The following is a 24,671-nucleotide window of genomic DNA, read 5'->3' on the forward strand; positions in this document are numbered from 1 at the left end:
CTGGCCGCCCCGCTCGTAGAAGGTTAACGAGGGGTAGTGCGGGCATGATTTCGGCTGACACGGTGCAAGCGGATGGCTTGCAGGCGAATTTCGACCAGTTGCTGGCGGCGAACGGCATCCGGACGAGCGCTGCACAGCGCCGGCGGCTCGCGTGGCTGTCCGAGCGGCTCGGACAAGTGGCCGTCCATCAGGCCGGCTCCGTGCCGGGGCGGAACCATGGCGTCATCATTCTGGTCGAGCCGCCGAGCGGCCCCGCCGCCGAAATGCTCTACCGGTCGCTTCGCGCCGATTGTGCAGTCGTTGTCCCCTTCGGCGAAAATCCCGCGTTCGATTTCCTGAAGTCCAAGCTGACCGACTTCGGGACGATCGGACCGAGCTTCGACGGCCCGCACGAGATGTGGTGGGGCGGCCTCAACTGGCGCCCGATCGCGCCTGCGGAAGGCTCCCGATCCGGTGCAGCGCTGCGCGTGGTCTCCTGCTATCCCCGCGCCTGCGGCGACGATCATGCCCGCGCGCTTCGCGAAAAGCTCGCCGAATTCGAGATCGCCTCCGACATCGTGCCGATCGACACGGCGGATGGCGAGCGCATATGCGCCTCCGAGAAATCCGCCTTCTTGCTGCGGATGTGGCAGGAGCACCGCGAACCGCTGCTCTTCATCGAGGCCGATGCAACGCTCAGCGAGCCGCCGTTGCTGCCGTCGTGCCTCGCATGCGACATCGCGCTCCACAAGTGGAACCGGTGGGAGATGTCGGCGCGCACTTTGTATCTCGGCCGCACCCCGGCCGCCGAAGCGCTGCTACGCAACTGGCATCACATCGCGACAGCCTATCCCGCGGTCTGGGAGGGCTACCTGCTCGACCAGGCCTGGAGCCTGACGTCATCGCAGATGGCGCTCGACACCGCGTGGCTGCCGCGCTCGTACCATGCGCCCGCCGAAGACGCCGGCACGCCCCGCCACACTACGGTCGTCCACAATCTGCCGACCGACAACGGCGACCTTGGACCCGACGCCGAATTCGGCGTCACGATGCGGGCCGCGCGGCGCGCCAGCCGCAGCAGCGGCCGCGACGCCATGATCGTGATCAAGTCGCCGGCAGCCTCGAACAACGCGATCACCGTGATCATGCGCGATCTCGCGACCAGCGACGCGCGCGAAATGGCTGCCAGCATCGAGGCGGTCACCGGCGCGTTCGCTGCCGATTGCGGCGGGTTCGGCCGGCTCGAGCTCGCGCTTTGCCCCTGGCAGGACGATATCCGCGCGGCGAAATCGGCAGCCGCCAGCGCGAACAACCGGATCATCGAGATTGCGCCCTGGCAAGCATTGCCGGCCGATCTGTTCCGCACCGTGGGTCAATCCCGCGATGCCGGCAGCGTCCTCGTCATGGCCGGGCAACGCGGCTGATCAACGGTACAATAACCAGGCAAGAGAAGGACATCGACATCATGAAGACCATCATCCTTCTCACCGGCGTCGCCAACCAGCAATTCGCGCTCACCGAGCTGTTGAAGGCGTACAATCCGACACTGTCGTTCCGCTGCGCGGTGACGGCCGAGGACCTCGCGGCGATCGAGCCCGGGGTGTTGCGCGAGGCCCGGCTGCTGGCGTTCACCACCAGCGTCATCGTGCCTGAAAGCATCCTGTCGGCGCTTGGCCATGGCGCCTATAATTTCCACCCCGGCCCGCCGCAATATCCCGGCTGGGCGCCGGCGCATTTCGCGCTCTATGACGGTGCGCGCACGTTCGGCGCGACCGCCCATGTGATGGCCGCGCGCGTCGATTCCGGTCCGATCGTCGGGGTCGAGTCCTTCATCATTCCGGACAAGATCAGCGTGCGCGGGCTCGAGCAGATCGCCTACGTGCGGCTTGCCCATCTGTTCTGGCGGATGTCCCGCGATCTCGCCCGCGATCCCTCACCGCTGCAGGAGCTGGAAATCGCCTGGTGCGGCATCAAGAGCACCCGGCAGATGTACCGCGACATGTGCGAGCTTCCCGCCGGCATCAGCGCCGGCGAACTGGCCCGCCGGATCCGCGCCTTCCACGACGACTTCCGCGCCATCCCGCTGACCGTCTCCATGCACGGCATCCGCTTCCAGCTGGCGACGACCGCCACGCAAACCCCCGAGGCACCGCAGGTGGTCTCGCCGCCGCTCGCAGCTGCGTCCTAGTGGCGCGAGAAACTTCCCTGGGAATCGGCGACCATTCCATTCAGAAGCGCTTCGGCCCGATGCAGCAGTGGCTTCGCACCACTGTCCGATGCAATCGCGATCGCTGCGCGCAACTGGTGGAGGACGGAATTCGTCTCGTCCTCATTTGTGGCAGGCAATATCGTCGTCTCGCTGAACAGCGCCTCGGCTTCCAGGCCGGAAAAGCCCTGCTGCCGCGCGGTATTTCGCACCTCTCGCAGCATGTTCAGCGCGGTCGGCGCATCGCCGAGCCGGTTCAGCGCGAGCGCCTGAGCGATTGAAGTTCGCAGCACGATCGACGTATAGCCGACGGACTTGGCCTCCTCGTGCGCCCCGGCGAGTGTCATCCGTGCTTCTTCGAGACGTCCCTGCTCCAGATAGGCGATGCCGAGATGGCACTCGACGACCGGCAGGAAGAGGCGAATTCCATACTTCTGCGCGACCGCGAAGGCCTCCTCCAGAATTGCCGCTGCTCCCTCGGGGTTGCCTTGGCCGAGCATCAGGAAGCCGCCGCTATATCCAGCGGCAACGCGATCAAACGGTCGGTTGCTTTCATCGGCGATCGCTGCCGCGCGCTGGTGAAATTCGATGCTGGTATCGAACTCTCCCAGCGTCGTGTGGGTTACGCTCTTCATCATGCAGCACAGCAACAGCAGCGTTCTCGGGGTCGTGCCGGGCGGCGCGCTGGCATCCGGTCCGGAAAGCTGCACGCAGGCCTGTCCCAGCATCTGCTCAGCCTCGCGAAACCGGCCGGCGATGAAGTAGGCTTGGCCAAGGGTGTATTGGGCGAGGTTGAGCCAGCCCGCATTACCCCACTGCCCCGCCAGACGTACGACGTCCTCGCCAGTTGCGATCGCCTCGACCGGCGTGCTGTAGAAGTTCTGCGTGCCCGACCTGACGGTCATGGCCGCGACCTTGCGTCCAATGTCCCCGATCGCGTCGGCACGGCGCTCGGCCTCTCTGCCAAGATCAAATGATTCCGCGACCTTCCCCGACCACATGAACGCCACCCGCGCCTCGATCCGCAGGTCGACGGCATCCGTTTCCCGCAATGTCGAGAACGGCATCTTGTCGAGCGCCGTCATAGCGGTCTCGAAGTAGCTGGCCGCACCGGCGAACGCCGACCGCGTCAGGCTTCTTCTTGCGGCGGCTCGTCCGTAGGTAAACGCCTTCTGCCAATCCTTGGCACGCGTTGCATGATCACAAAGCCTGTTGGGTTCATCAAGCCAGCGGCCGCTGCTCTCCAGCGTCGCGAGAATGCGCGCATGGACGCTTTCTCGCACCTTCTCGACCATCGAGTCGTAGGTCACCTGGCGAACCATCTCGTGCGCGAATTCGAGCAAACCATCCTGTTCGACATCGATCCTCACAAGAAACTCGGCGTGATCGAGCGCCATCAGGCAGCGCTGAAAAACCTCCTGCGGCAGGCCGGCCACCTCACGCAGCATGGATTCCGTCGACTGGGGCCCCAACGCCGCCGCGATCTGCAGCAGCGAACGCTCCTCCTTCGATATGCGATCCAGACGTGTGGCGATAACGCCCTGGATGCTGCTTGGAATTCCCAGATCGCCAACCGGACGCGCAAGCGCCAGATCGCCCCAATGCCCGCGGAGGACTCCACTGTCCTTGAGGCTGCGACAAACCTCTTCGATGAAGAGCGGTACGCTGGCCGTATGAAGAACGACGCGACTCTTCAGGTCGGCCATGTTCGCGGACGAGCCCAGGATGTCGTCCAGCATCTCCCGTCCGGCATCCTCGTCGAGCGAACGCAACGCCGCGATTTCAGCGTTGCTGCGCGCAACCCAATCCGGAATTCCGTTCGGCCTGCTGGTCAGAAGCACCAGAAGCCCGGGTGCCTGCAGCGAAGCGATTGCAGCCATGACGGTCTCGCTGGCGCGATCGATCCAGTGCAGATCCTCGATGAGGATCACCGCGCGCCGGCGAACAACCAGGCCTTCGAGAATCGCGCAGCATGCTTCGCTGATCGCGCGGCCGCGCGCGTGCGGCTCCAGCTCGCTCCATTCCGGATCCGATATCGGACGGTCCAGCACCGCGTCGATGGCCGAGCGCTGAATCCCTGTCAGGCTCGTCAGGCCGTCCGTATCCGCCGCGGCTCCCTCCAGGATCGAGAGCATCAGGGCCTTTAGCGTGCTGAACGGCGCTCCTTGAAGATTCGGGCTGCACTCGGCGTGGAACGGAAGCCAGCCCTCTCGGGTGAGTTCGTCAACGAACTCATGCACCAGCCGCGACTTCCCGATACCGGGATCGCCAATCAAGAGCGCCGTTTTCCGGTTCGGGTCGGCGTCCTGCGCCAACTGCCTGAGCAGCGCCGTCTCCTTCGACCGGTTGACGAACCGCGCAACGCTTCGTGCCCTGCGTACCCGCCAACTGGAGACATCGGTTGCACCCGTCACGCGGTAGATCGGCAACGCCTCACTAAACCCCTTGAGCTGCCTGCGACCGAGAAACTCGAACTGAACGTTGCCTTCAGCAAGCTTCTGACAGGCTTCGGATGCGTAGACCTGGTTCGGTTCAGCAGCCGCTTCGAGCCGCGCCGCCAGATGTTGCGCAGCGCCCCCGATTTCATAAACCTTGGAATATTCACTGGCGACCATGTAGGCCACGACACGCCCCGAATGGAGCCCGACCCGAACCTGGAGCCCCGGATCGCCCAAACCCGCAACGCGTCGAACGAGCTCGATCGCCGCGTGGCAGGCAAGGGGTGCGTGGTTGTCGTCGGCGATCGGGGCGCCAAATACCGCGGCGATCCCGTCACCCAGCTCCTTGCTGACGATGCCGCCAAACCGACGCACCGCGCCGCGCATGGCGACCAGGGCCGGCTCCAGGCGGGAAACCGCCTCCTCCGGCTCCAGCTCGGCTACGAGCCCCGTGGAATCGACCACGTCGGCGCGCAGAATTGTTACGAATCTTCGTTCGCTATCCGGATCTGGGCGTTGCTGCGTGGCAGCTCCGCATGTGGAGCACCAACTATCGCCCTCTTCGATCGTCGATTGGCACGCGAAGCAATGCATCCCCTCGTTCTCAATGCCCCAGCGTTTCCCGTCGGCTCAGCATTCGTGACCGGCCCCGGGGCATGTTTACCCATCCGGAGCTGCTTATCAATCGGGACCGCCTGTCGGCCTACGGCGCGTCCTCTCCGTGAGGTTGTTTCTCTGGACGAACCACAGGCTCTAGTGGTAGGGCGAATCCGCGCGAAAACGGACCTGCTTTTTCGGGTCTCGTGAGATCAAATTTTCTAGACCGCCGAGCTTTGCAGAAGCGTTACCTTAACAGGGCAAACTAAGTCATACCCAGGAGAAAGATACGATGAGCGGACGAGTATACAATAACCAGCAATTCAAAGATCATATCAACGCGCATTACTATCCTTTGGAGAACATGATCAAGAGCGTCGCTATACTTAAGGCGTCCGATCTCATCCATATCGAGACGCTGGAATATGGCCAATACCAGCCGATCCTGTCGCCCAGGCACCAGTGGCCGGGCGGAAGCGGCAAGCTGTGGCAGAAGGAGATGGGCAAGGCGCGCCTGGACCTCGCCACTCAAGCAAGCACCGCAGCCCTCTCCAAGGACGAGGCCGGCGTCGTACCGCTGACGAAATGCACGCTGCTGGATGCTGCCGTCCGCAAATGCTTCAACTCCGAACCGCCGATCCCGATGAAGATCGATGTGAAGGAGCAAGACAAGAACGCACCGAACGCCGATCGGCATGACATTCTGCTGACCTGGGAACACGCCAACGGCGACGATCAGCCGCCAACGCTTCTCCTGCTGACGATGGTCTGCCCGGCCTGATCCCCAATCGCAGGCCGCACTTTCCGCACGACGGTATTGCACCCCGCGCGGCTGCCTGGTGGCAGCCGCATCAACCTTGGCGCGCCGACGATGCCATGGGGTGATCTATGACGCCGGGCGGCGCTGCTGCAACAGTGCCCTCACCGCACGCTCCGCGGCGCGAGCGGAGCCGAAATAGCCGCCGTCGAGGCCATCAAAGGCGCGGTCCGAGGAGAAGAAGCAGAAGCCACGGTTGTCGCTGACGACGATACCCGCGGTTCGATCCGATACTTCGATGACGTAGGCTTGGGACATTTGGGCATGAGACATGCGTGCTCAATCGCCGAATGACGGCGCTCCTGTCTGATTGTCGGGTGCTTGGGATTTTTCTTAAGCGATCAACAACAGACGCCGGTCGCCGCTGAGACGCAGCGATGCTGCATGCGGCTTCGCATGTCGCACATCAAGCTGCGGTGGTGATGTCTCATGGCAATGACCTTGAACAGCGCGGGCTAGTGTGGATCAATATCCGGCCGAATCGCACCGCGGTCAATGAAATGACCGACCAAAGATGATCGCCCGACGCGATGCCTCATTCGCGCCGGCCTGCAAAACAGCACAGTTTTGGCGATCACAGTTGCGGTCCGCTGAATTGGTTGGGCGCCGGCCGGGCACCCCGTGTCCTGGTGCCCGGCTGCGCTCGCTCAGGGCAGGATCGGCGGGTGATAGGCGAAGGTCGCCATCAGGATCGCGGCCAGCAGCATCACGATCGGGAAGTGGATGAAGAACTGCACCGATGTGTAGCCAATCAGGTCCTTCGACTTCAGGCCGAGGATGCCAAGCAGCGGCAGCATCCAGAACGGGTTGATGAAGTTCGGTAGCGTCTCGGCGATGTTGTAGACCATCACCGTCCAGCCGAGATGCGCGCCGATGTCGTTGGCCGCCTTCATGATGTAGGGCGCCTCGATGATCCACTTTCCGCCGGCCGACGGCACGAAGAAGCCGAGCAGTGCCGAATAAATTCCGACCAGGAATGAAAACACGGTGGAATTGCTGGAAGCGCCGACGAACCAGTGCGCGATCGTGTCCGACAGCGTCGTGCCGTTGCTGCTCGGCACCTTGGTCAAGATCTGCGCGATGCCGGCGTAGAACGGAAACTGCAGCAGCACGCCGGAGACGCTCGGCATCGCCTTGGAAAAGGACTCGATCAGGCTGCGCGGCCGCCAGTGCAGCACGATGCCGAGAATGAGGAAGACGAAATTGTAGGTGTTGAGCCCCGACAGCGTGATCAGCGGATTGCCCGACTGGAACGTCTGCCACAGCCAGCCGGCGGCAAGCAGGGCGATCAGGATCGTCAGCAGCGGACTGAACTCCAGCCAGTCGCCCGGACGGGCCGGCTTCCTGGCCTCGATGCGGTCATCGCCGAGCGCAACGCCGAGGTCTTCCGCGGTCTTCGCCTGCTCGGGAGCCGGCGTCGTGAAATAGCAGATCGTCGCCGACACGACGCTCACCATCGCGACGGTGACCATGTTCTGCCAGGTCAGGATGGTCTCCGAGAAGCCGATCACGCCGGTAATCGGCAGAAGCGATGCCGGAATGCTGCCGGCATTGGCCTGGAGCTGTGCGGCCGAAGACGTGATGCCGAGGGTGAAGCCGCAGCCGAGCCCGAGATAACCGGCCGCGCCGGCCGCGCGATAATCGAGCCGGATATCCGTGCGCCGCGCGATCTCCCGCACCAGCAGGCCGGAGAAGATCAGGCTCAGGCCCCAGTTCAGCAGCGAGAGGAAGATGCTGAGCATCCCGACGAAAACCACCGCGCCGCGCCCGGTCTTCGGCACGCTCGCGAGCCGCGCCAGCACGGCTGCGACCGGCGGCGACATCGCCACGACGTAACCGCCGATCGCAACCAGCGCCATCTGCATCGTGAAGGGAATCAGATTCCAGAACCCGTCACCAAACGCGCGGCTGACAGCGAGCGGCGAGCCGCCATGCAGGATCGCGCCAGCGGCAACCGCGATCACGGCGATCAGGACAAAGACATACGCATCCGGAAACCAGCGTTCGGCGAACGCCACCAGGGCCTGCGAAAATCGCGCCATGATGTTATCAGCGACAGGTTTTCGCAGGCTCACGGTTTGGTCGTGCGTTGCATTCGTCATCAATCTGATCCCCTTCCGGTGATGCGGTTGGCCTTCAATCGTGTTTGGTCATCAAAGTGCGAGCGTGAGATCGGTGAGCGGCACGGCCTGGCAGGCGAAGCACTGCCCCTCGCTCCCATCGACAGGGCCGAGATGGGTGAATTCCCCATCGACCACCTCGACCGCGCAGCTTTCGCATTGCCCGACACGGCAGCCGCTCGGCAGCGCAACGCCTGCCGCACTTGCGGCGTCGAGCAGCGTCCCCTGCTCCGGTCCCCACGAGAAACTCTGCTTGCTGTTGGCAAGCCGGATGGTTCGCGGCGCAAGGTCGCTCGGCACCGACTGCGGAGACACGAAACGTTCGGCAAAGATGTCGAACCGCGGGATACCGAGCGCCACTGCGTCCTCGATCTGCGCCGTGACGAAATCCGGTGAGCCGCAGATGTAGACGAGCGGCCGGCGCGCCAACAACGGCTTGACCTGTTCGTGATCGAGACGCCCCTTGCGCAGCGACGGCGAAACGACCGGGTCCTGAGCGAGCGGCGCCGAATAGAACGTCACCCGCGTCAGCCCCGGCGTGCAGGCTTCGAGCTCCGCGAGCCGCTGCGCGAATGGATGCTCGCGGCTGCTGCGGCAGCCGTGGAGCAGCAGGACCTCGGCAACGCGATCTGGTTGCGCCGTGTGTTGCAGCGTCTCGAGATGGCTGATGAACGGCGTGATGCCGATGCCGGCAGCGAGGAAGACCAGGGGCCGCGGCCCCTTCAACGGCGGCGTGAAGATGCCGCTCGGCGGCTCCAGCAGAACCTGGTCTCCAACGGCAAGACCATGCAGACGATCCGGCATGAAGAACGGCGCATCGCTGCTCCGCGCTTCACCGAGGAAACGTCCCTTCACCGCAATCGATAACGCTTGCGGCAGGTTGCCCGATCCGGTCAGCGAATAGGCGCGCGCCTCGGTTGCGTCAGGCAACGCGATCATCACGTGTTGCCCCGGCAGGAAGTCCGGCAGCGGACCTCCGTCAAGCGGTAGCAGGCTGAGGGCGATGACGTTATCGGCCTCGGCCCTGCGCTCGCCAACTACGAACCGCCGCCAGCCGTTCCAGACGCCGCGGCTGGCCACGTCGTCCCGCCTGATATCGCAGACGATCGCGCGCAGCGGAACGGAGCCGCTGACCGGATCGCGCGCATCGTCGTGCAGCACCGCGTTGATGTTGTGCGTGAGGGGGCCTGCCGCAGCCGAGCGATCGCGGCCCAGCGGCGGACAATCTTCCCACCAGCCGAATTCGGCGACGACGACCCGCGCGTCGAGCGCCGCATTGAGGCGCACCTTCAGGCGCACGGCACCGCCGGGTGTTTCCACCACGGCCCAGTCGCCTTCCACAAGTCCGCGCCGCTCGGCGAGTTGCGGGCTGATCTCGATAGCCGGATCGGGCGACTTTCGCCGCAGCGAGGCGACATGCCGCCAGGAGGAGTGAACGAACCAGCCGCTCTTGGCGGTGGAGAGCACGAGCGGAAAGCGTTCGTCTGCCGCTGTCGTGAGCGGGCTGCCGACCGGTTCGACATGATCGGGCAACGGGTCATGCCCGTGTCCCAGCATCAGCTCCGAATAGATCTCGACACGGCGTGTCGGCGTCGCAAAGCCCGCCGCCGTTCCGTCCTCGCGCGTGATGGCGTATTTTTCATCTCGAAAGACCTGCGGGAAGCGACGTCCTTCCGGATGTTCGCGCAGATCCTCGACACCAATGCCGAGCGGTGCCAGCTGATAATTCCAGCCGGCCTTGATGTCGCCACCGAAGAACAAATTCCCCATGCCGAGCTTGAGCGCGAGTGCGGCGGCGATCTCGTAATCGGCCTTCACTTCACCGATCGGCTCGAGCATGCGCGGGCGAAACTGCACGGTCTCGACGGCTTCCTGCGTGATCTCGAACCCGATCTTGAGCGCGTCGCGCTCCCACGGCGTGCTGGCCGGCAGCACAAAATCGGCGCTCTCCGCAGTCGGGTTCATGAACATGTCGATATGAACTTGGAATTCCAGCGCGTTCAGCGCCGCGCGGTTGCGCTCCGAATGGCCCTGCGAAACGACGAAGTTGGTGCCGAAGGCGACCAGCGCGCGCACCCGGTAAGGCTCGCCCTCGAGCACGGCCCGGCTGAAATCGCGCGCCGTGATCCAGCCCTTCGCGGGCGGGCCGAGCGGCAGTTCGGCAAGGCCCAGCGCCTTGGCCTGCTGCTCCGCCGGCAGGATGTTGTAGTCGTTCAGCGCACGCGTCGGCGGCGGCACCGGCCAGCGATTGCCGCCGGGCCGATCGCACGCGCCGGTCAGCGCGTAGAGCGACGCGATCGCGCGCTCGATCGCGGTGGCGTTGGTGTGCTGGCCGACGCCGGTCCAGGAATGATAGGCGAGCCGCTGCCGGGCCGCGAGCAGCGCGTTGAATGCGTCGATGTCCTCGACGCGCAGCCAGGTCAATTCTGCGACGCGTGCCGGCGTATAGGGCGCAGCGCGCTCGGCCAGCAATTCGAACGCGGTTGCCGCGGAGATCATCCGGCCGTCGCAAGCACGGATCGACAGCGCTCCGCGAAGCCGGCCGCCGCGCTCCGGCGCGTAACGGGTGTCGCAAGCCACCGGCACGCCCGACGCATCGAGACGAACGAAGGCCTCAGGCGCGCCATCCGGCCACAACGCGTCGGCGCGCAGGAAGCGCCCGGTCGCGCGATCGACCAGCAGCGATCCATTGGTCCAGGCGTCGACGAAATCCGCATCGAAGCTGCCGCTCGCGATGAGATGACGGATCGCCCCCATCGCAAGCGCGCCATCTGCGCCGGGGCGAATCCGCAGCCAGAGATCGGCCTGTTGACCCGAGCCGTTCGGCTTGGGATCAACGACGATGACCTTGGCACCGCGCCGCCGCGCATCGGCGATCCGCGTCGCCTGGGCGAGCCAGGTGCGGGCGGGATTGTGGCCCCACAGGATGATCGCATCGGCATTGTCGTAATCAGGAAAGCCGATGCCGCGACCGAAGGTCAGCGCGTGCGCATAGTCCTTGTGCCAGCCGCAGATCTCGACCGCGTAGATCAGGTTGGGACTGCCGAAGCCGCGGATGAAGCGCTCGACCCACTCAAAGCTGTCGACCATCGGCGTGCCGCTTGGCGTGGTGACGCCGAACGCAACCGCCTCGGCGCCGCTCTCGGCGCGGATCCTGCCGAGCCGGTTGGCGATCTCGGTCAAAGCCTCGTCCCACGACACCTCGACCCAGCCCGGACCGGCGGCATCACGCGGACGGGTCCGCTTCAGCGGCACGGTCAGACGGCGCGGGCTGGCGACGATTTCGGGGGCGGCCCGGCCCTTGGCGCAAAGCGCGCCGCCGGTCGGGTGGTTATTCAATACCTCCACGCCGACAACCCGCCCGTCCTCGACCACGGTGACAGCCCCGCAGCGCGAGCGACAAAGCGTGCAATAGCCGGGTAGACGCTGTTTCACCGCCGTCTCATCATCAAGTCAGCCCTAGTGACGCATTCTTGTAATGCGTTACACATTTACGTCATACGCTACCAGCCGCGTCAAGGCTAAGTAATAATCAGGGACGAATCGGAGCTCCCGGCGAGAGGCACCCATGGACCAGAATTTGCGCGAACAGGTGCTGCAGCGGGTGCGCGCCGAGATCATTTCCGGGCAGAGCCTTCCCGGAACGATGTATTCGGTGCCGTCACTCGCCGCGAGCCTCGGCGTCTCCTCGACCCCGGTGCGCGAAGCGTTGCTCGAGCTCAGCCGCGGCGGCCTGGTCGAGCCGATGCGCAACCGCGGCTTCAAGGTGGTGGAGCCGTCGCTGACCGAGCTGCGCAATTTGTTCGACATGCGCGAGGTGCTGGAGCTGCACGCCGCCGTGCTGGTCGCCGCCAATCCTCCAAAGGATCTACCCGTCGTGCGCGGCTGGGCCGACCAGATCGCCAAGGCCGTCGAGACCGACGACGTCCAGCTCTATCTGGAGGCCGACCGCAACTATCATCGCGAGTTCATCGCAGCCGCCGGCAATGAACTGCTGACCGACATGGTGATGGGACTACGCGACAAGATGCGGCTCTACGGCATCAGCTCACGCGCCGGCCTCGAGCGGCAGCAGGCCTCGGTGCCCGAGCACTACCGGCTGATCGAGCTCGCGCTCGCCGGCGAGACCGAGGCGCTGCCGACCTTGCTACGCAGCCATATCCGCTCCTGGGAGCCGATCTTCGTCGATGCCTTGATGCGCTCGAAGGAATATGCGCGCGAGCCGCTGCGGCAGGCGCGCGGGTAACGCGGGGAGCGACGTAGACGGCCGGTCGCGGCGATCGGCTAGAGCTTCGGTTCTGATTGAATCAGAACCGAAGCTCTCGATTCTTGTTTGACGCGTTTTCTTCACACGAACCGGTGTCCACTTCGCTCGAAAACGCTCTAATCCAGAATGCTCTTGTAGTGCTCCGAGAACACATCGCGGCCGATGATCAGCCGCATCACCTCGGAGCTTCCGGCCAGGATCCGATTGACGCGCGCGTCGGTGAACATGCGGCTGATCGGATATTCATCCATATAGCCAGCGCCGCCGTGCAGCTGTACGCCGAGGTCGAGCATCTTCCACTCGACTTCCGACGACATCATCTTGGCCTTGGCGCCCATATTGCTGGTCAGGCGTCCCGCATTGTGCTCGGCCACGCAGTGATCGACATAGACCTGCACGAGGTCGATTTCGGCATCCATCTCCGCCATGCGGAACTGGGTGTTCTGCTGTTCGGCGAGCGGCCTGCCGAACAGCTTGCGATCCATCACGTAGGCGCGTGTGATGTCGAACGCCTTACGGCCGTTAGCGATCGATCCGACCGCGGAGATCAACCGCTCCTCGGCAAGGCCTTCCATCAGATAGTAGAAGCCCCTGCCCGGTTCCCCGAGCACGTTGGCCTTGGGCACCTTCACATTGTGGAAGAACAGCTCGGCGGTGTCCTGCGCCGGCATGCCCATCTTCTTGAGATTGCGGCCGCGCTCGAAGCCCTCCATGCCGCGCTCGACGATCAGCAGCACCATGGCGTGCTTCTTCTCGGCGCCTGCGAGCCTGGCGGCCACGATCACCACGTCGGAATTGATGCCGTTGGAGATGTAGGTCTTCGAGCCATTGAGCAGGAAATGATCGCCCTTGTCTTCCGCCGTTGTCCGCATGCCCGCGAGGTCCGAGCCCGCGCCGGGCTCGGTCATCGCGATGGCCAGGATGGTCTCGCCGCTGACGCATTTCGGCAGGAACCGGTCGCGCTGTTCTTCGGTGCCGAAGCGCTTGAAATAGGAGCCGACCAGGCGGCTGTGCAGCGTGTTGAACCAGCCCTTGCAGCCGGAGCGCGCGGTCTCCTCGATGATGATCTGCTCATAGCGAAAGTCCTCGTCGCCCATCCCGCCATACTTTTCCTCGGGCCAGATCATCAGGAAGCCGAGATCGCCGGCCTTCTTGAACGCGCTGCGGTCGACGATGCCGGCCTCCCGCCACGCCTCCATATGGGGCGCGATCTCGCTCGCGAGGAACTTGCGGTAGGAGTCGCGGAAGATGACCTGGTCTTCGGTAAAGCTGCGCATCATTCACCCAATCGCGCTCTCAAGCGGCGCGGAAACCGGCCGGCGCGCGGCGCGGCACGCACAAAAAAATTCGGAGCACCGGTTCTGCTTCAATTAAAACCGGCACTCCGTCATTGAAACAAGCGACGCCTTACTTGCCCTTCCAGTTCGGCGCGCGTTTTTCTGCGAAGGCAGCCGCGCCCTCGCGGGCATCCTCGGACACGAAGACAGGAGCGACGATCTCCTGCTGCTTCTTCCACATCTGGTCTTCCGGCCAGAGCCGAGATTCGACGATCACCTGCTTGGATGCCTTGACGGCGAGCGGGCCATTGGCGCCGATCGCGGCTGCAAGCTCGAGCGCGGCGTCGAGGGCGGGGCCATCGGTCACGCGATTGATGATGCCGAGCTCGTAAGCGCGCTGTGCGCCGAAGAACTCGCCTGTCAATGCGAACTCCATCGCCACGCGGAACGGCATCTGGCGCGGCATGCGGATCAGCCCACCGGCCGCAGCAGCCAACCCGCGCTTCACCTCGGGGATGCCGAACTTGGCGTTGCGGTTGGCGACAATCATGTCGCAGGACAGCGCGATCTCCATCCCGCCGGCGAGCGCGTAGCCGTCGACGGCCGCAATCAACGGCTTCTTCGGCGGCGCCTCGGTTAGGCCGGCGAAGCCGCGGCCGGGGATCGACGGCCGCTCGCCCTTCAGGAACCCCTTGAGGTCCATACCCGAGCAGAACGTGCCGCCGGCGCCGGTGATGATGCCGACGCTGAGGGCATCGTCGGCGTCGAGTCGGTCGATCGCTGCGGCCACGCCCTTGGAGAGGGCGAGGTTGGCCGCGTTCTTGGCTTCCGGCCGGTTCAACGTGATGATCAGTATAGGTCCGCGGACTTCAGTGAGGACCGGATTTTCTTCGGACATCGCTTTCGTCTCCTGTTGCCGTGCTTAGCGCGGAGCCATGCGGATGGCGCCGTCGAGGCGAACGTCTTCGCCGTTGAAGTAGCCGTTGGTGATCATGGTCAGCGCGAGATGCGCATACTCCTCCGGCATGCCGAGACGCTTCGGGAACGGCACCGACGCGCTGAGCGCGGCCTTGACGTTCTCCGGGGCGCCTTGCAGCAACGGCGTGTTGAAGATGCCCGGCAGGATGGTGTTGACGCGGATACCCTCGGCCATCAGGTCGCGCGCGATCGGCAGGGTCATGCCGACGACGCCGGCCTTCGAGGCGGAGTAAGCCGCCTGCCCCATCTGGCCGTCCTCGGCCGCGACCGACGCCGTGTTCACGACCGCGCCGCGCTCACCGTGCTCCAGCGGGGACAGTGACAGCATGCCCTGCGCCGACTTGGCGATACAGCGGAAGGTGCCGACCAGGTTGATCTGGATGATGCGGTTGAAGGCGTCGATCGGGAAGTGCGTCGGCTCGCCGGTCTTCTTGTCCCGGCCGGCGGTCTTCACCGCGTTGCCGGTGCCTGCGCAGTTCACCAGGATGCGCTCCTGGCCGTGCGCCGCGCGGGCCTTGGCGAAGCCCGCATCGACCTGCTCGTCGGAGGTGACGTCGACCTTGCAGAACACACCACCGATTTCCTTGGCGATGGCTTCACCCTTCTCTTCGTTGAAGTCGAAGATCGCGACCTTGACGCCTTGTGCTGCGAGCGCCCGCGAGGTGGCCGCGCCGAGGCCGGAAGCGCCGCCGGTAACGACGGCGGCGACCGATGAATCGAGTTTCATGGCAATATCCTTTCGCGATCAGATGCGTTCGATGATGATGGCCGGTGCCATTCCGCCGGCGGCACACATGGTGACGAGACCATAACGTCCGCCGCTGCGCTCGAGTTCGTCGAGCGCCGTGCCGATCAGGATCGATCCGGTCGCGCCGATCGGGTGGCCGAGCGCGATCGAGCCGCCATTGATGTTGACCTTCTCGCGATCCAGCTCGAGGTCGCGGATGAACTTCTCGGCGACGACCGCAAAGGCCTCGTTGATCTCCCACACATCGATGTCGTCCTTGGTCAGGCCGGCCTTGGCGAGAACCTTCTTGGCCGCCGGAACCGGCGCGTTGAGCATCAGCGTCGGATCATCACCCTGATTGGCGTAGGCCACGATCCGACCGCGCGGCTTGAGGCCGTGCTTCTCGGCATATTCCTTCGACGTGATCAGCACCGCTGCGGCGCCGTCCACCACGCCCGAGCTGTTGCCGGCATGATGCATGCCCTTCCACTCGAGGTCCGGGTAACGGCGCTGGATCTGCTTCTTGAACGTCACGCCGTTGCCGAGGTCGAAATCGGCAAGCTGCTCGAAGCTCGGCTTCAGCGAAGCAAGGCCTTCGGCCGTGGTCTCGGGGCGCGGGAATTCCTCACGACCGAGGGCGACGCTGCCGTCGTCGTTGAGGACGGGGATCACCGACTTGGCGAAGCGGCCTTCATCGATCGCCCGCTTGGCGCGCTGCTGGCTGACCAGCGCCAGGGCATCGCAGGCTTCCCGGCTGATCCCCTCGCGCGTGGCGATGGCGTCGCCGCACACGCCCTGGTGCGACTGCGGGTGAATCTCGTCAAGCGCCGGGTTGCCCGAACCCATCATCCGCGCCGGCTGTCCCGCCTTGGAGCGTTCGGCTGCGAGGGTCTGCTGATAGCTCATCATCTCGGTACCGCCGGCGATGACGCAATCCTCCATCCCCGACATCACCGAAGCTGCCGCGAGGTTCACCGAGGTGATGCCGCCGCCGCAGAAGCGATCCAGCGTCGTGCCGCTGGCGTTGATGTCGTAGCCGGCCGCGAGCGCCGACATGCGGCCGAGGTCGCCGCCTTGCTTGCCTTCCTGGGTCGAGGTCGACCAGATGATGTCATCGACGGTCGATGTATCGAGCTTGTTGCGCTCCTTGAGCGCGCCGAGCACCGTTGCCGCCAGTTGCTGCGGATGCAGGTGCGACAGCGCACCCTTGCCCGGCTTGCCGATGCCGCGCGGCGTGCGGACCGCGTCAATGATATATGCTTCAGACATGCGTTTCCCTCTACTTTGGATGTTTCTTGACTGTGAGCTCGCGCCGAATGGTCCCGACCGTTTCCGCTGCGTCTTCTACCCCGGAACTAGCCGAGGCGTCAGCGGTGTGGCGTGACCGCAAGCGGCGCGGCAACCGCGGTGCGCTGATCTTCGAAGTACTCGAAGCGCGAGTTGATCAGCATCGACGGTTGCGCCGTTGCGCGCTCCCGCTCGTCGGCGCAGACGGGCTTGTCGCCCCCCTCCACAAACAGTGGGACGCTGGGCGCGGCCGCGTGCGGACCGAGAGCATATTTCTGCTCTTGCGGCAGGTAGATCAACTGGCCGATCTGGGTGAGGGTCAAGGTGAGACGGGAGACCGTCGATCGGGGAAGACCGCAGCGATCGGCGATCTCGCGATTGCCCAGGCGTATGCTTCGACCTTCGAAGCAACGCACGATGTCGAATGCGCGCGATACCACCTGTATCACGCGCCGGTTGTCCGTGCCGGCGGTGTCTTGCGCCATCAGTACCTCAGATCGACGTCCCATCGTTTACGCCTCACTCCTCATTGTCATACGGGTGAATGAAACCCACCCTGGTTCGGGCAGGACGCGCCGGTCCGCGACATCGCTGTCGAGCGCGCAACGCCGAGCGGCGCACGCGTGAACGGACCTGCATGCAGGATCTGACGGCAGCGATCGGCGCACGCCGTGTCGGCGACCATGATGATCGAGCCGGCGCTGTGCCATGGCCGCGCGGCAACGAATTCGGCATGCCGGACAAGGCCATTCCCCGCCTGTTCGAGGCCGGTCTGCATGACGCCGATGGCCGCCTGGCCGTCCAGACCCTCGAAACCGCGACCGCGCGGGGCAAGCAGCTTCGGATAGCGACGGCCGGCCAGCATCAGGCGGATTCTTTCCCTAGGGTTTCAGGCCTTAATTAATTGATTAATTAGTCAGGTGATTAAAGTGGGCGCTCCCCCCTGTCAACCGTCCTCGCCGCAGGGCGCCCCGCGCCCGGGTCGCACCTCACGCATCGCTCAAGCCGCCCGGGGCCGGCTTGTCGGGCCGTAGCTGCCGATCCGTCGTGACGACCGTCAGACCGATGCTGGACGGTGATCGAACGAAATGCGCGACACGAGAGCCCACCCGCAAGCGCCGAGACGCAGCGACGGGGCATGCGATTTCTAAGTTGCACATCAGCCTTCGTCGTTCGGTATGGCGCGCGCTCACGCGGCTCTTGCTCCGCAAGCACCGCCCAGATCTCGAAATGCCGTCGCCGATCGACGATCGCTCCGAGAATGAATTTCCTTTGTCAGTTAGACGAGCGAAGCGACCGTTCCATAGAACCGGCATGGTTCGAGTCATTGATTGCAAACTGGACGGGTTGCTCATGGTCCGCGTTCGAGCTGGGCAAAGACGTGCTATTTTACAGCGACGACTATTCGACGGAGGTTTTTATGCGTCTCGCATCCTCTTGGCTTCACACCCTCGGTCGCATGACCCGACAGTTCCAGCGGTGGTGCAGGAAGCTCGCCCGCACCGCAAATCCCGATGGACAGAGCGATTTACACGAGATCTTCCTGTTCGGGCCGCACGGCTAGTTGAGCTGGCCGCGCACAGAGCGCGCTGCGGTTTCGGCTGACCCAAGACACTCGGCCCGAGACACTTGCCGAAGCTACATGCGGCCAGGATTCTCGCGTGGCCGCCTGTCCACGTTTCCGAACATTGATCCTTGGCTGGGCACGTCTCGTGCAACGACTGGTCGGTGGAGGACAGCATGACTGATAGCGCTGGACGGCATGTCATCATCGTTGGCGGAGGTGCCAGCGGCGTCTTGCTGGCGTATCAATTGCTGCATCAGTCATCTTGCGATCTCGGCGTCACGTTGATCGAGCAGCGTCCGGATATCGGCCGCGGCATCGCTTACCACACCGGAAATCCCGATCATCTGCTCAACGTGCGCGCTGCGAATATGAGCGCACTACCGGACCAGCCGGATCATTTCTGGCGTTGGCTGGTGTCACGCCAGGACGAGGTGCCGCTCTGTCCTGATCCCTATTGCTTTGTTCCCCGGCGGGTCTACGGCGATTACATCGCCAGCCTACTTGAGCGAGGTGCGTCCGATCGCGCAGACGGGCAACGTCTCACGATCGTGCGCGGCACTTGCGTCGACGTCAGCGAGGGCTCGGACGAGGCTATCGCTACGCTGGACGACGGCCGCTGCCTTGCAGGTGATACCATCGTGCTTGCCACCGGGCACGACATGCGCGCAAGCAACCCGGGGCACGCGGATCCCTGGACGCCGCCGTCGGCCGCTCCCATCGATGCCGATGCGACTGTCCTGATCCTCGGCACCGGACTCACGATGGTCGATTACGTCCTCTCGTTGCTGCGTGATGGACATCGCGGGCCGATCATTGCGATGTCGCGACGCGGCCTGCTCGCCAAGCCACATCACCGGGTCGATCCCGTTCGTATCGCCGAGACCGACGTTCCGTTCGGTGCCAGCGTCAGTCAATTGACGCGTTGGCTCCGCGCGCGTGTCGAGCGGCATGCCGCCGAGGGCGGCGACTGGCGTGGTGTGATCGACGGGCTTCGGCCCTACACTCAACGGCTATGGCGTGAGCTCCCGTTGACGTCGAAGCGCCGCTTTCTCGAGCATGCGCGAGCCTGGTGGGATGTGCATCGGCACCGGATGGCGCCGGAAGTCGAGGCCCGCATCACCGGGGCACTCTATGACGGACAGCTCAGCCTGATTGCGGCAAAGATGGTTCGAATCGAACCGAACGATGCCGGCGCTGCGGTCGCATATCGCCTGCGCGGGGACGCCGAAACCAGGCAGCTGCAAGTCGGCACCGTCGTCGACTGCACCGGCATCGTGAAGGATCCGCGTGCGACGCCCAATCCGGCCGTGCGCAGCCTGTTTCAGCGGGGCCTCGCCTGCGTCGATCCGCTCTGCATCGGCATCGAGACCGATCCCGATTGCGCGATCGTCGATCGTGATGGCGTCCCGTCGCGCCGCCTGTTCGCGGTGGGCCCGCTGACCCGCGCGGCGTTCTGGGAGATCATCGCGATTCCCGACATCCGCAATCAGTGCGCTGAACTCGCTGCCCTGCTCTCCCGCACTGAAGAAACAGGGCAGCACCCGCTCCGCCGTGAGCTGACGCGCGTTTAGCTGCTGAAGCCGGCCGGAATGAACGCCGGCAACTTGTCCTCGATGAATTTCTTCACCTCGGGCGAGTTGAAGACCTGGATGAAGGCCTTGAGGCGCGGATCGTCCTTCTTGTCCGGCCGCGCCGTGAAGCGCAGCACCAGCCCATCATCCACCGTGCGATCGATCAGCAGCGCCGATTTCGGATCGCCGCCTGCCGGGATCAGATAGGTGATGTTGACGAGTGCGAGCGTGACGTCGTCGAGCGAGCGATAGGTCTGCGCCGGATCGAGCTCGACGATCTTCAGATTCTTGGGGTTCTCGATGATGTCGAACCGGCTCACCGCGAAGCCCTTGCCCGGCGTCAGCTTGATCAGGCCGGCCCGCTCGAGCAGGATCAAGCCACGTGCGCCGTTGAGCGGCTCGTTCGGGATCGCGACACTGTCGCCGGGTTTGATCTCGTCGAGTGACTTGATCTTCTTCGAGAACAGCCCGACCGGTGCGATCACGCCGACCTTGTCGACCTGGACCAGATTGAAGCCGCGCTGCTTGTTCTGGATCGCAAGGTAAGTGCCGTGCTGGAACAGGTTGGCGTCGACGTCGCCGCTGTTGACCACCTCGTTCAAGGCGACCCAATCGGACAGCTCGATGACCTTGACGTCCTGCCCTTTGTCCTTGGCCAGTTTGGCGGCGAACGCCGCGAGTTGACCGACCGGACCGGCGCTGGTCGCGATCTTGAGGGGTTCGTCGGCGACGGCGCTCGCCGTCAGGGCAAGGACAACGCCTGCCGCTTGCGCCAGGCGCAACAATGTCTTCATCATCTCAATCCTGTGTTGATTTTACCAAGTGCGATCACGCCGCCTTGCGGGCGCTGCTGCCTGCCTCGGCCTGGGCCAATGCCTGAACGAGGTCGGCGATGATGTCGTCAGGGTGCTCGATCCCGACCGAGAGCCGCACATAGCCGGGCGTGACGCCGGCCGCGATTTGCTCCTCGCCGGTAAGCTGCTGGTGGGTGGTCGAGGCCGGATGGATCGCGAGCGACCGCGCATCGCCGATATTGGCGACATGATAGAACAGCCTCAGCGCATCGATGAAGCGGCGACCGGCCTCGACACCCCCCTTCAGCTCGAAGCCGACCAGCGCGCCATACCCCCCTTTCAAATAGGTGTCGGCGCGGCGGCGGTTCTCCCCCTCCTGCAATCCCGGGAAGATCACATGGGAGACGGCGGGGTGCCTGGCCAGGAACTCCGCCACCTTGATGGCATTCTCATTGTGCTGGCGCAGCCGCAGCGGCAGTGTCTCGAGCCCCTGGATGAACTGGAAGGCATTTTGCGGCGCGATCGCAGCGCCGAGATCGCGCAACAGCTTGACACGCGCCCGCAGGATGTAGGCGATCGGACCGAGCGGCTTGGCCGCCTCCGTCCAGATCGCGCCGTGATAGGCGGCGTCCGGCTGCGTCAGCAGCGGAAAGCGCTCGGCATGCGCCGCCCAGTCGAAATTGCCGCCGTCGACGATCGCGCCACCGATCGACGTGCCGTGGCCGCCGATATACTTCGTCGTCGAATAGACCACGATCGCGGCACCATGCTCGAACGGACGTGCGATCAACGGCACCGCCGTGTTGTCGAGGATCAGCGGCACGCCGAGCGCGCGGCCAATATCGGCCACTTCCCTGATCGGGAACACGTTGAGCTTGGGATTGGGCAGAGTTTCGGCAAAATAGGCCCGGGTCTTCGCATCGGTGGCACGACGGAAATTCTCCGGATCGGCTGGATCGACGAACCGCACCTCGATGCCGAACTGCTTCAAGGTTTGCGACAGCAGCGTCCAGGTGCCACCATAGAGATCCGTCGAGGAGACGATGTTGTCGCCGGCCTGAGCGAGGTTGAAGATGGCAAAGGCCGAGGCGGTCTGGCCCGAGGCCACCGCGAGCGCGCCGACGCCGCCTTCCAGCGCCGCCAGCCGTTCCTCGAAGGCGTCCGCCGTCGGGTTCTTGATCCTTGTGTAGATCTGCCCGATCGCTTCCAGCGCGAACAGCCGCGAGGCATGGTCGGTGTTCTCGAACTGGAACGAGGTGGTCTGATAGATCGGAACCGCCACCGCACCGGTCGCGGGATCGGACCGGTAGGACCCGCCATGCAGGGCGAGCGTCTCGAGATTCTTCGTTTCGACCGGCATTTCGAACTCTCCTGGGATCGGTGAACCACGCGTTGCAAGTCGCGAAATGATGCGCAGCGACATTGCTGCTGTCGAGATGTCCAGGAAAATAGCGATGGACGTGCTGACGTCTCGCGGAACGGCATCCTGAATTTTTCAGAAGGAACATCCGGCACGACGCATTTGTTTCTCGTGTCGGCGGCGAGTGCCGGCGCGTGAGATCGCGCATCACACGGTGCGGCGATGGCTCGCGGCCCGAGCTGCGTGAACGCGTCCAACCCGCCCGCGAGCATCAATAAGCGTAACTTGCTGTCAGGGAATTCCGCTGCAGCAGGATTCTTGCGCAGACCGCTCGAATAGAAAACAAAGTCGCGCAGGCAAACTGCTACGTTGTCCCGACACGATCACGATCGGAACAGGTCGATGGCAAAATCGAGAGAGCTTCGCTTCAACGCGTTCAACATGATGGCGCCTAGCCACAACTGGGCCGGCCTGTGGTCACATCCGCGCGATACCTCGCTCGACTACAACTCGCTCGATTACTGGGTCAATTATGCGAAGACTGCCGAGCGAGGACTGCTCGACGGCATCTTCCTGGCCGACGTGTTCGGCATCTATGACGTCTATGGCAACAATCCGGACACAGCGCTCCGTCACGCCGTTCAATTGCCGAATGCAGAGCCGACCTTGCTGGTCTCGGCCATGGCGCTCGTCACGAGGCATCTCGGCTTCGGTATCACGTCCAACCTTACCTACGAACACCCTTACCAGCTCGCGCGACGCTTCTCGACGCTCGATCATCTCACCAACGGGCGGATCGGCTGGAACATCGTGACCGGCTATCTCGACAGCGGCGCCCGCGGCATGGGCCTCGACGCGAACCGCGCCCATGACGAACGCTACGAGGCGGCGGAAGAATTCCTCGCTGCGAGCTATAAACTATGGGAAGGCAGCTGGGAGGATGACGCGGTGCGCCGGGACCGCGCGGCTCGCATCTTCACCGACCCCTCCAAAATCCATCCCGTCCGTCATGAAGGGCCCCACTATAAGGTTGACGGCATCCATCTCGCGGAGCCCTCCCCGCAACGCACGCCGCTGCTCTATCAGGCGGGCACCTCGAAGCGCGGCCGCGCTTTCGCGGCACGGCACGCCGAGGCAATCTTCCTCAACGGGCAGACCAGGCCAATTCTCGCCCATGCCGTCCGCGACATCAGGAGCGCCGCCAAGGAGTTCGGGCGCGATCCCTATGATATCCGCCTTTTCGCCGGCGCGACCGTGATCGTCGCGCCGACCCGGGCGGAAGCCGAAGATCTGCTCGCGGACTATGCCGCACATGTCGACCAGACCGGGCAGCTCGCTCTGCTCTCGGGTTGGACCGGCATCGATTTCTCGACCTATCGTCCCGACCAGGCGGTGCAATATGTCGAGAGCAACGCGATCCAGTCGATGGTGGAGAACTTCACCCTGCGGAGCGACCGCCCGGTCAAGGTCGGCGACCTTGCGACACTGAGCCGCGTCGGCGCACGATCCCCCTTCGTGGTCGGCTCGCCCCAGGATGTCGCGGACGAGCTGATCGCCTGGGCGGAAGACACCGACGTCGACGGTTTCAACCTGTTCCGCCTCGTCGCGCCCGAATCGCTCGACGCCTTTGTCGACCTCGTGGTGCCGGAACTGCAATCACGCGGCGTGTACAAGACGGCCTATCGCGAAGGCACGCTGCGGGAAAAGCTGTTCCCGGAGCGCGGACCGCGCCTTCATGCCACTCATCCCGGCGCGGGCTACCGGCACTTGCTCTCGAACGCAGTCCGCTCCGATGCCGCCGAATAGGGCCGTGGCCTGACTCCGACCCGCGGGTTGCCGCCAGCCGCGGTTACCAGCTCGGCAGCACGGCGCCCTTGAACTTCGTCAGGACAAACTCCTTCACCTCAGCCGTGTGATAGCTCTCCACGAGGATCTTGACCCACGACTTGTCCTTGTCCACGGCGCGAACCGCGATCAGGTTGACGTAAGGCCCCTTCGGATCCTCGCGCAGAATCGGGTCCTTGACCGGATCGAGGCCGGCCTGGGTCGCATAGTTCGTGTTGATCACTGCGGCATCAACATCGTCGAGCGCACGAGGCGCCTGGGCCGCATCGACCTCGACGAATTTGAGCTTCTTCGGATTGTCGGTGACGTCCAGGACTGTCGGCTTGAACCCGACGCCGTCCTTCAACTTGATCGCACCCTTGTCGCGCAGCAGCAGCAGGGCGCGGCCGCCATTGGTGGGATCATTCGGGATCGAGATCTTGCCCCCGTCCGGAATCTCCGCCCAGCTCTTGTGCTTCTTGGAATAGACGCCGATCGGGAAGTTCACCGTCAGCCCTGCGGCCTCGATCTTGTAACCGCGATCGGCCTTCTGGTTGTCGAGATAAGGCTGGTTCTGGAACGAATTGGCCTGGATATCGCCGGCGTCGAGCGCTGCGTTCGGCACCACATAGTCGGAGAACTCGACCAGCTGGATATCGAGCCCATTCTTTGCCGCGATCGGCTTCACGGCCTCGAGGATTTGCGCATGCGGCCCCGGCGTCACGCCGATCTTGATGGTTTCCGCCGCGACAGACGCCGACCAGAGCGTGAGCACGCTGGCAAACGCAACAATGGAACGAAAGGACATTTGGGTCTCCACAGGAATTGTCAGTATTGCGAAAAAAGGGCGCCGAAGAGATCG

General features: G+C 64.2%; 18 protein-coding genes and 1 pseudogene. 6 read left to right on the forward strand and 13 right to left on the reverse strand.

Annotated elements, in window-relative coordinates; translation table 11 throughout:
- The first annotated feature begins 44 nt into the window (after window positions 1-44).
- Entirely contained in the window at window positions 45-1,403 is a 1,359-nt protein-coding gene (locus ACVIGB_RS16130) for a hypothetical protein (RefSeq protein WP_456721881.1), read from the forward strand.
- A gap of 38 nt (window positions 1,404-1,441) precedes the next feature.
- Window positions 1,442-2,167 carry a formyltransferase family protein gene (locus ACVIGB_RS16135; RefSeq protein ID WP_456725160.1) on the forward strand — a complete coding sequence of 242 codons (726 nt, stop codon included), beginning with the start codon at window positions 1,442-1,444 and terminating at the stop codon, window positions 2,165-2,167.
- Here ACVIGB_RS16135 and ACVIGB_RS16140 read toward each other — a convergent pair.
- Window positions 2,164-5,217 (reverse strand): ATP-binding protein, encoded by a 3,054-nt coding sequence (locus tag ACVIGB_RS16140; protein ID WP_456721880.1) that lies wholly within the window; start codon window positions 5,215-5,217, stop codon window positions 2,164-2,166. The genes ACVIGB_RS16135 and ACVIGB_RS16140 overlap by 4 nt on opposite strands.
- A 295-nt stretch (window positions 5,218-5,512) precedes the next feature.
- Here ACVIGB_RS16140 and ACVIGB_RS16145 point away from each other — a divergent pair, with 295 nt between their 5' ends.
- Window positions 5,513-6,001 (forward strand): hypothetical protein, encoded by a 489-nt coding sequence (locus tag ACVIGB_RS16145; RefSeq protein ID WP_092115676.1) that lies wholly within the window; start codon window positions 5,513-5,515, stop codon window positions 5,999-6,001.
- A 105-nt stretch (window positions 6,002-6,106) separates the two neighbouring features.
- Here ACVIGB_RS16145 and ACVIGB_RS16150 read toward each other — a convergent pair whose 3' ends face one another.
- From ACVIGB_RS16150 to ACVIGB_RS16160, 3 genes are all read right to left on the reverse strand, one after another.
- Window positions 6,107-6,295, reverse strand: a complete 189-nt coding sequence (locus ACVIGB_RS16150; RefSeq protein ID WP_171948180.1) for a hypothetical protein — start codon at window positions 6,293-6,295, stop codon at window positions 6,107-6,109.
- A gap of 389 nt (window positions 6,296-6,684) precedes the next feature.
- Window positions 6,685-8,079, reverse strand: coding sequence for a short-chain fatty acid transporter (locus ACVIGB_RS16155; RefSeq protein ID WP_456749162.1), 1,395 nt, complete (start codon window positions 8,077-8,079; stop codon window positions 6,685-6,687).
- Between the two features lie 111 nt (window positions 8,080-8,190).
- Window positions 8,191-11,592 (reverse strand): molybdopterin-dependent oxidoreductase, encoded by a 3,402-nt coding sequence (locus tag ACVIGB_RS16160; protein ID WP_456721879.1) that lies wholly within the window; start codon window positions 11,590-11,592, stop codon window positions 8,191-8,193.
- A 133-nt stretch (window positions 11,593-11,725) separates the two neighbouring features.
- Between ACVIGB_RS16160 and ACVIGB_RS16165 the strand changes: the two genes are divergently transcribed.
- Window positions 11,726-12,403, forward strand: coding sequence for a GntR family transcriptional regulator (locus tag ACVIGB_RS16165; RefSeq protein ID WP_456721878.1), 678 nt, complete (start codon window positions 11,726-11,728; stop codon window positions 12,401-12,403).
- A gap of 137 nt (window positions 12,404-12,540) precedes the next feature.
- Here the strand turns inward: ACVIGB_RS16165 and ACVIGB_RS16170 are convergent, their stop codons facing one another.
- The 6 genes and pseudogenes from ACVIGB_RS16170 to ACVIGB_RS16195 form a co-directional block, all read right to left on the reverse strand.
- The gene (locus ACVIGB_RS16170) at window positions 12,541-13,704 is read right to left on the reverse strand and encodes an acyl-CoA dehydrogenase family protein (protein ID WP_456721877.1); all 1,164 of its coding nucleotides are present in this window, start codon (window positions 13,702-13,704) and stop codon (window positions 12,541-12,543) included.
- Between the two features lie 127 nt (window positions 13,705-13,831).
- Entirely contained in the window at window positions 13,832-14,599 is a 768-nt protein-coding gene (locus ACVIGB_RS16175) for a crotonase/enoyl-CoA hydratase family protein (RefSeq protein WP_092115680.1), read from the reverse strand.
- 24 nt (window positions 14,600-14,623) lie between these two features.
- The gene (locus tag ACVIGB_RS16180; protein WP_092083031.1) at window positions 14,624-15,406 is read right to left on the reverse strand and encodes an SDR family NAD(P)-dependent oxidoreductase; all 783 of its coding nucleotides are present in this window, start codon (window positions 15,404-15,406) and stop codon (window positions 14,624-14,626) included.
- 18 nt (window positions 15,407-15,424) lie between these two features.
- A complete protein-coding gene (locus ACVIGB_RS16185; RefSeq protein WP_456721876.1) occupies window positions 15,425-16,675 on the reverse strand; it encodes an acetyl-CoA C-acetyltransferase in 1,251 nt (416 codons plus the stop codon).
- Window positions 16,676-16,923: 248 nt separating this feature from the next.
- Window positions 16,924-17,202 (reverse strand): annotated as a pseudogene (locus tag ACVIGB_RS16190) (helix-turn-helix domain-containing protein); the annotation flags it as partial.
- Window positions 17,203-17,225: 23 nt separating this feature from the next.
- Entirely contained in the window at window positions 17,226-17,558 is a 333-nt protein-coding gene (locus tag ACVIGB_RS16195) for a hypothetical protein (RefSeq protein ID WP_456721875.1), read from the reverse strand.
- 875 nt (window positions 17,559-18,433) lie between these two features.
- On the opposite strand from ACVIGB_RS16195, the gene ACVIGB_RS16200 reads away from it, so the two are divergent.
- Window positions 18,434-19,831 carry an FAD/NAD(P)-binding protein gene (locus tag ACVIGB_RS16200; protein ID WP_456721874.1) on the forward strand — a complete coding sequence of 466 codons (1,398 nt, stop codon included), beginning with the start codon at window positions 18,434-18,436 and terminating at the stop codon, window positions 19,829-19,831.
- On the opposite strand, the gene ACVIGB_RS16205 is transcribed toward ACVIGB_RS16200, so the two are convergent.
- Both ACVIGB_RS16205 and ACVIGB_RS16210 read right to left on the reverse strand, forming a co-directional pair.
- Entirely contained in the window at window positions 19,828-20,625 is a 798-nt protein-coding gene (locus ACVIGB_RS16205; protein ID WP_456721873.1) for a MetQ/NlpA family ABC transporter substrate-binding protein, read from the reverse strand. The two genes, ACVIGB_RS16200 and ACVIGB_RS16205, sit on opposite strands and share 4 nt — an antisense overlap.
- Window positions 20,626-20,659: 34 nt before the next feature.
- Window positions 20,660-21,985 (reverse strand): O-acetylhomoserine aminocarboxypropyltransferase/cysteine synthase family protein, encoded by a 1,326-nt coding sequence (locus tag ACVIGB_RS16210; RefSeq protein WP_456721872.1) that lies wholly within the window; start codon window positions 21,983-21,985, stop codon window positions 20,660-20,662.
- Between the two features lie 402 nt (window positions 21,986-22,387).
- On the opposite strand from ACVIGB_RS16210, the gene ACVIGB_RS16215 reads away from it, so the two are divergent.
- On the forward strand, window positions 22,388-23,791 hold the full coding sequence (locus tag ACVIGB_RS16215) for an LLM class flavin-dependent oxidoreductase (RefSeq protein ID WP_092115685.1): 1,404 nt from the start codon (window positions 22,388-22,390) through the stop codon (window positions 23,789-23,791).
- A 43-nt stretch (window positions 23,792-23,834) separates the two neighbouring features.
- Here the strand turns inward: ACVIGB_RS16215 and ACVIGB_RS16220 are convergent, their stop codons facing one another.
- On the reverse strand, window positions 23,835-24,629 hold the full coding sequence (locus ACVIGB_RS16220; protein ID WP_456721871.1) for a MetQ/NlpA family ABC transporter substrate-binding protein: 795 nt from the start codon (window positions 24,627-24,629) through the stop codon (window positions 23,835-23,837).
- Window positions 24,630-24,671: the final 42 nt, after the last annotated feature.

The organism is Bradyrhizobium sp. USDA 4341 (genome assembly GCF_054063755.1).

Excerpts from the sequence above, each read along its gene's own strand:
- ACVIGB_RS16215 (WP_092115685.1), top strand. The coding sequence starts at position 22,388 with ATGGCAAAATCGAGAGAGCTTCGCTTCAACGCGTTCAACATGATGGCG.
- ACVIGB_RS16210 (WP_456721872.1), bottom strand. The coding sequence starts at position 21,985 with ATGCCGGTCGAAACGAAGAATCTCGAGACGCTCGCCCTGCATGGCGGG.
- ACVIGB_RS16165 (WP_456721878.1), top strand. The coding sequence starts at position 11,726 with ATGGACCAGAATTTGCGCGAACAGGTGCTGCAGCGGGTGCGCGCCGAG.
- ACVIGB_RS16150 (WP_171948180.1), bottom strand. The coding sequence starts at position 6,295 with ATGTCCCAAGCCTACGTCATCGAAGTATCGGATCGAACCGCGGGTATC.
- ACVIGB_RS16155 (WP_456749162.1), bottom strand. The coding sequence starts at position 8,079 with ATGGCGCGATTTTCGCAGGCCCTGGTGGCGTTCGCCGAACGCTGGTTT.
- ACVIGB_RS16200 (WP_456721874.1), top strand. The coding sequence starts at position 18,434 with ATGACTGATAGCGCTGGACGGCATGTCATCATCGTTGGCGGAGGTGCC.
- ACVIGB_RS16145 (WP_092115676.1), top strand. The coding sequence starts at position 5,513 with ATGAGCGGACGAGTATACAATAACCAGCAATTCAAAGATCATATCAAC.
- ACVIGB_RS16175 (WP_092115680.1), bottom strand. The coding sequence starts at position 14,599 with ATGTCCGAAGAAAATCCGGTCCTCACTGAAGTCCGCGGACCTATACTG.
- ACVIGB_RS16170 (WP_456721877.1), bottom strand. The coding sequence starts at position 13,704 with ATGATGCGCAGCTTTACCGAAGACCAGGTCATCTTCCGCGACTCCTAC.
- ACVIGB_RS16180 (WP_092083031.1), bottom strand. The coding sequence starts at position 15,406 with ATGAAACTCGATTCATCGGTCGCCGCCGTCGTTACCGGCGGCGCTTCC.
- ACVIGB_RS16195 (WP_456721875.1), bottom strand. The coding sequence starts at position 17,558 with ATGCTGGCCGGCCGTCGCTATCCGAAGCTGCTTGCCCCGCGCGGTCGC.
- ACVIGB_RS16140 (WP_456721880.1), bottom strand. The coding sequence starts at position 5,217 with ATGCATTGCTTCGCGTGCCAATCGACGATCGAAGAGGGCGATAGTTGG.
- ACVIGB_RS16130 (WP_456721881.1), top strand. The coding sequence starts at position 45 with ATGATTTCGGCTGACACGGTGCAAGCGGATGGCTTGCAGGCGAATTTC.
- ACVIGB_RS16185 (WP_456721876.1), bottom strand. The coding sequence starts at position 16,675 with ATGTCTGAAGCATATATCATTGACGCGGTCCGCACGCCGCGCGGCATC.
- ACVIGB_RS16205 (WP_456721873.1), bottom strand. The coding sequence starts at position 20,625 with ATGAAGACATTGTTGCGCCTGGCGCAAGCGGCAGGCGTTGTCCTTGCC.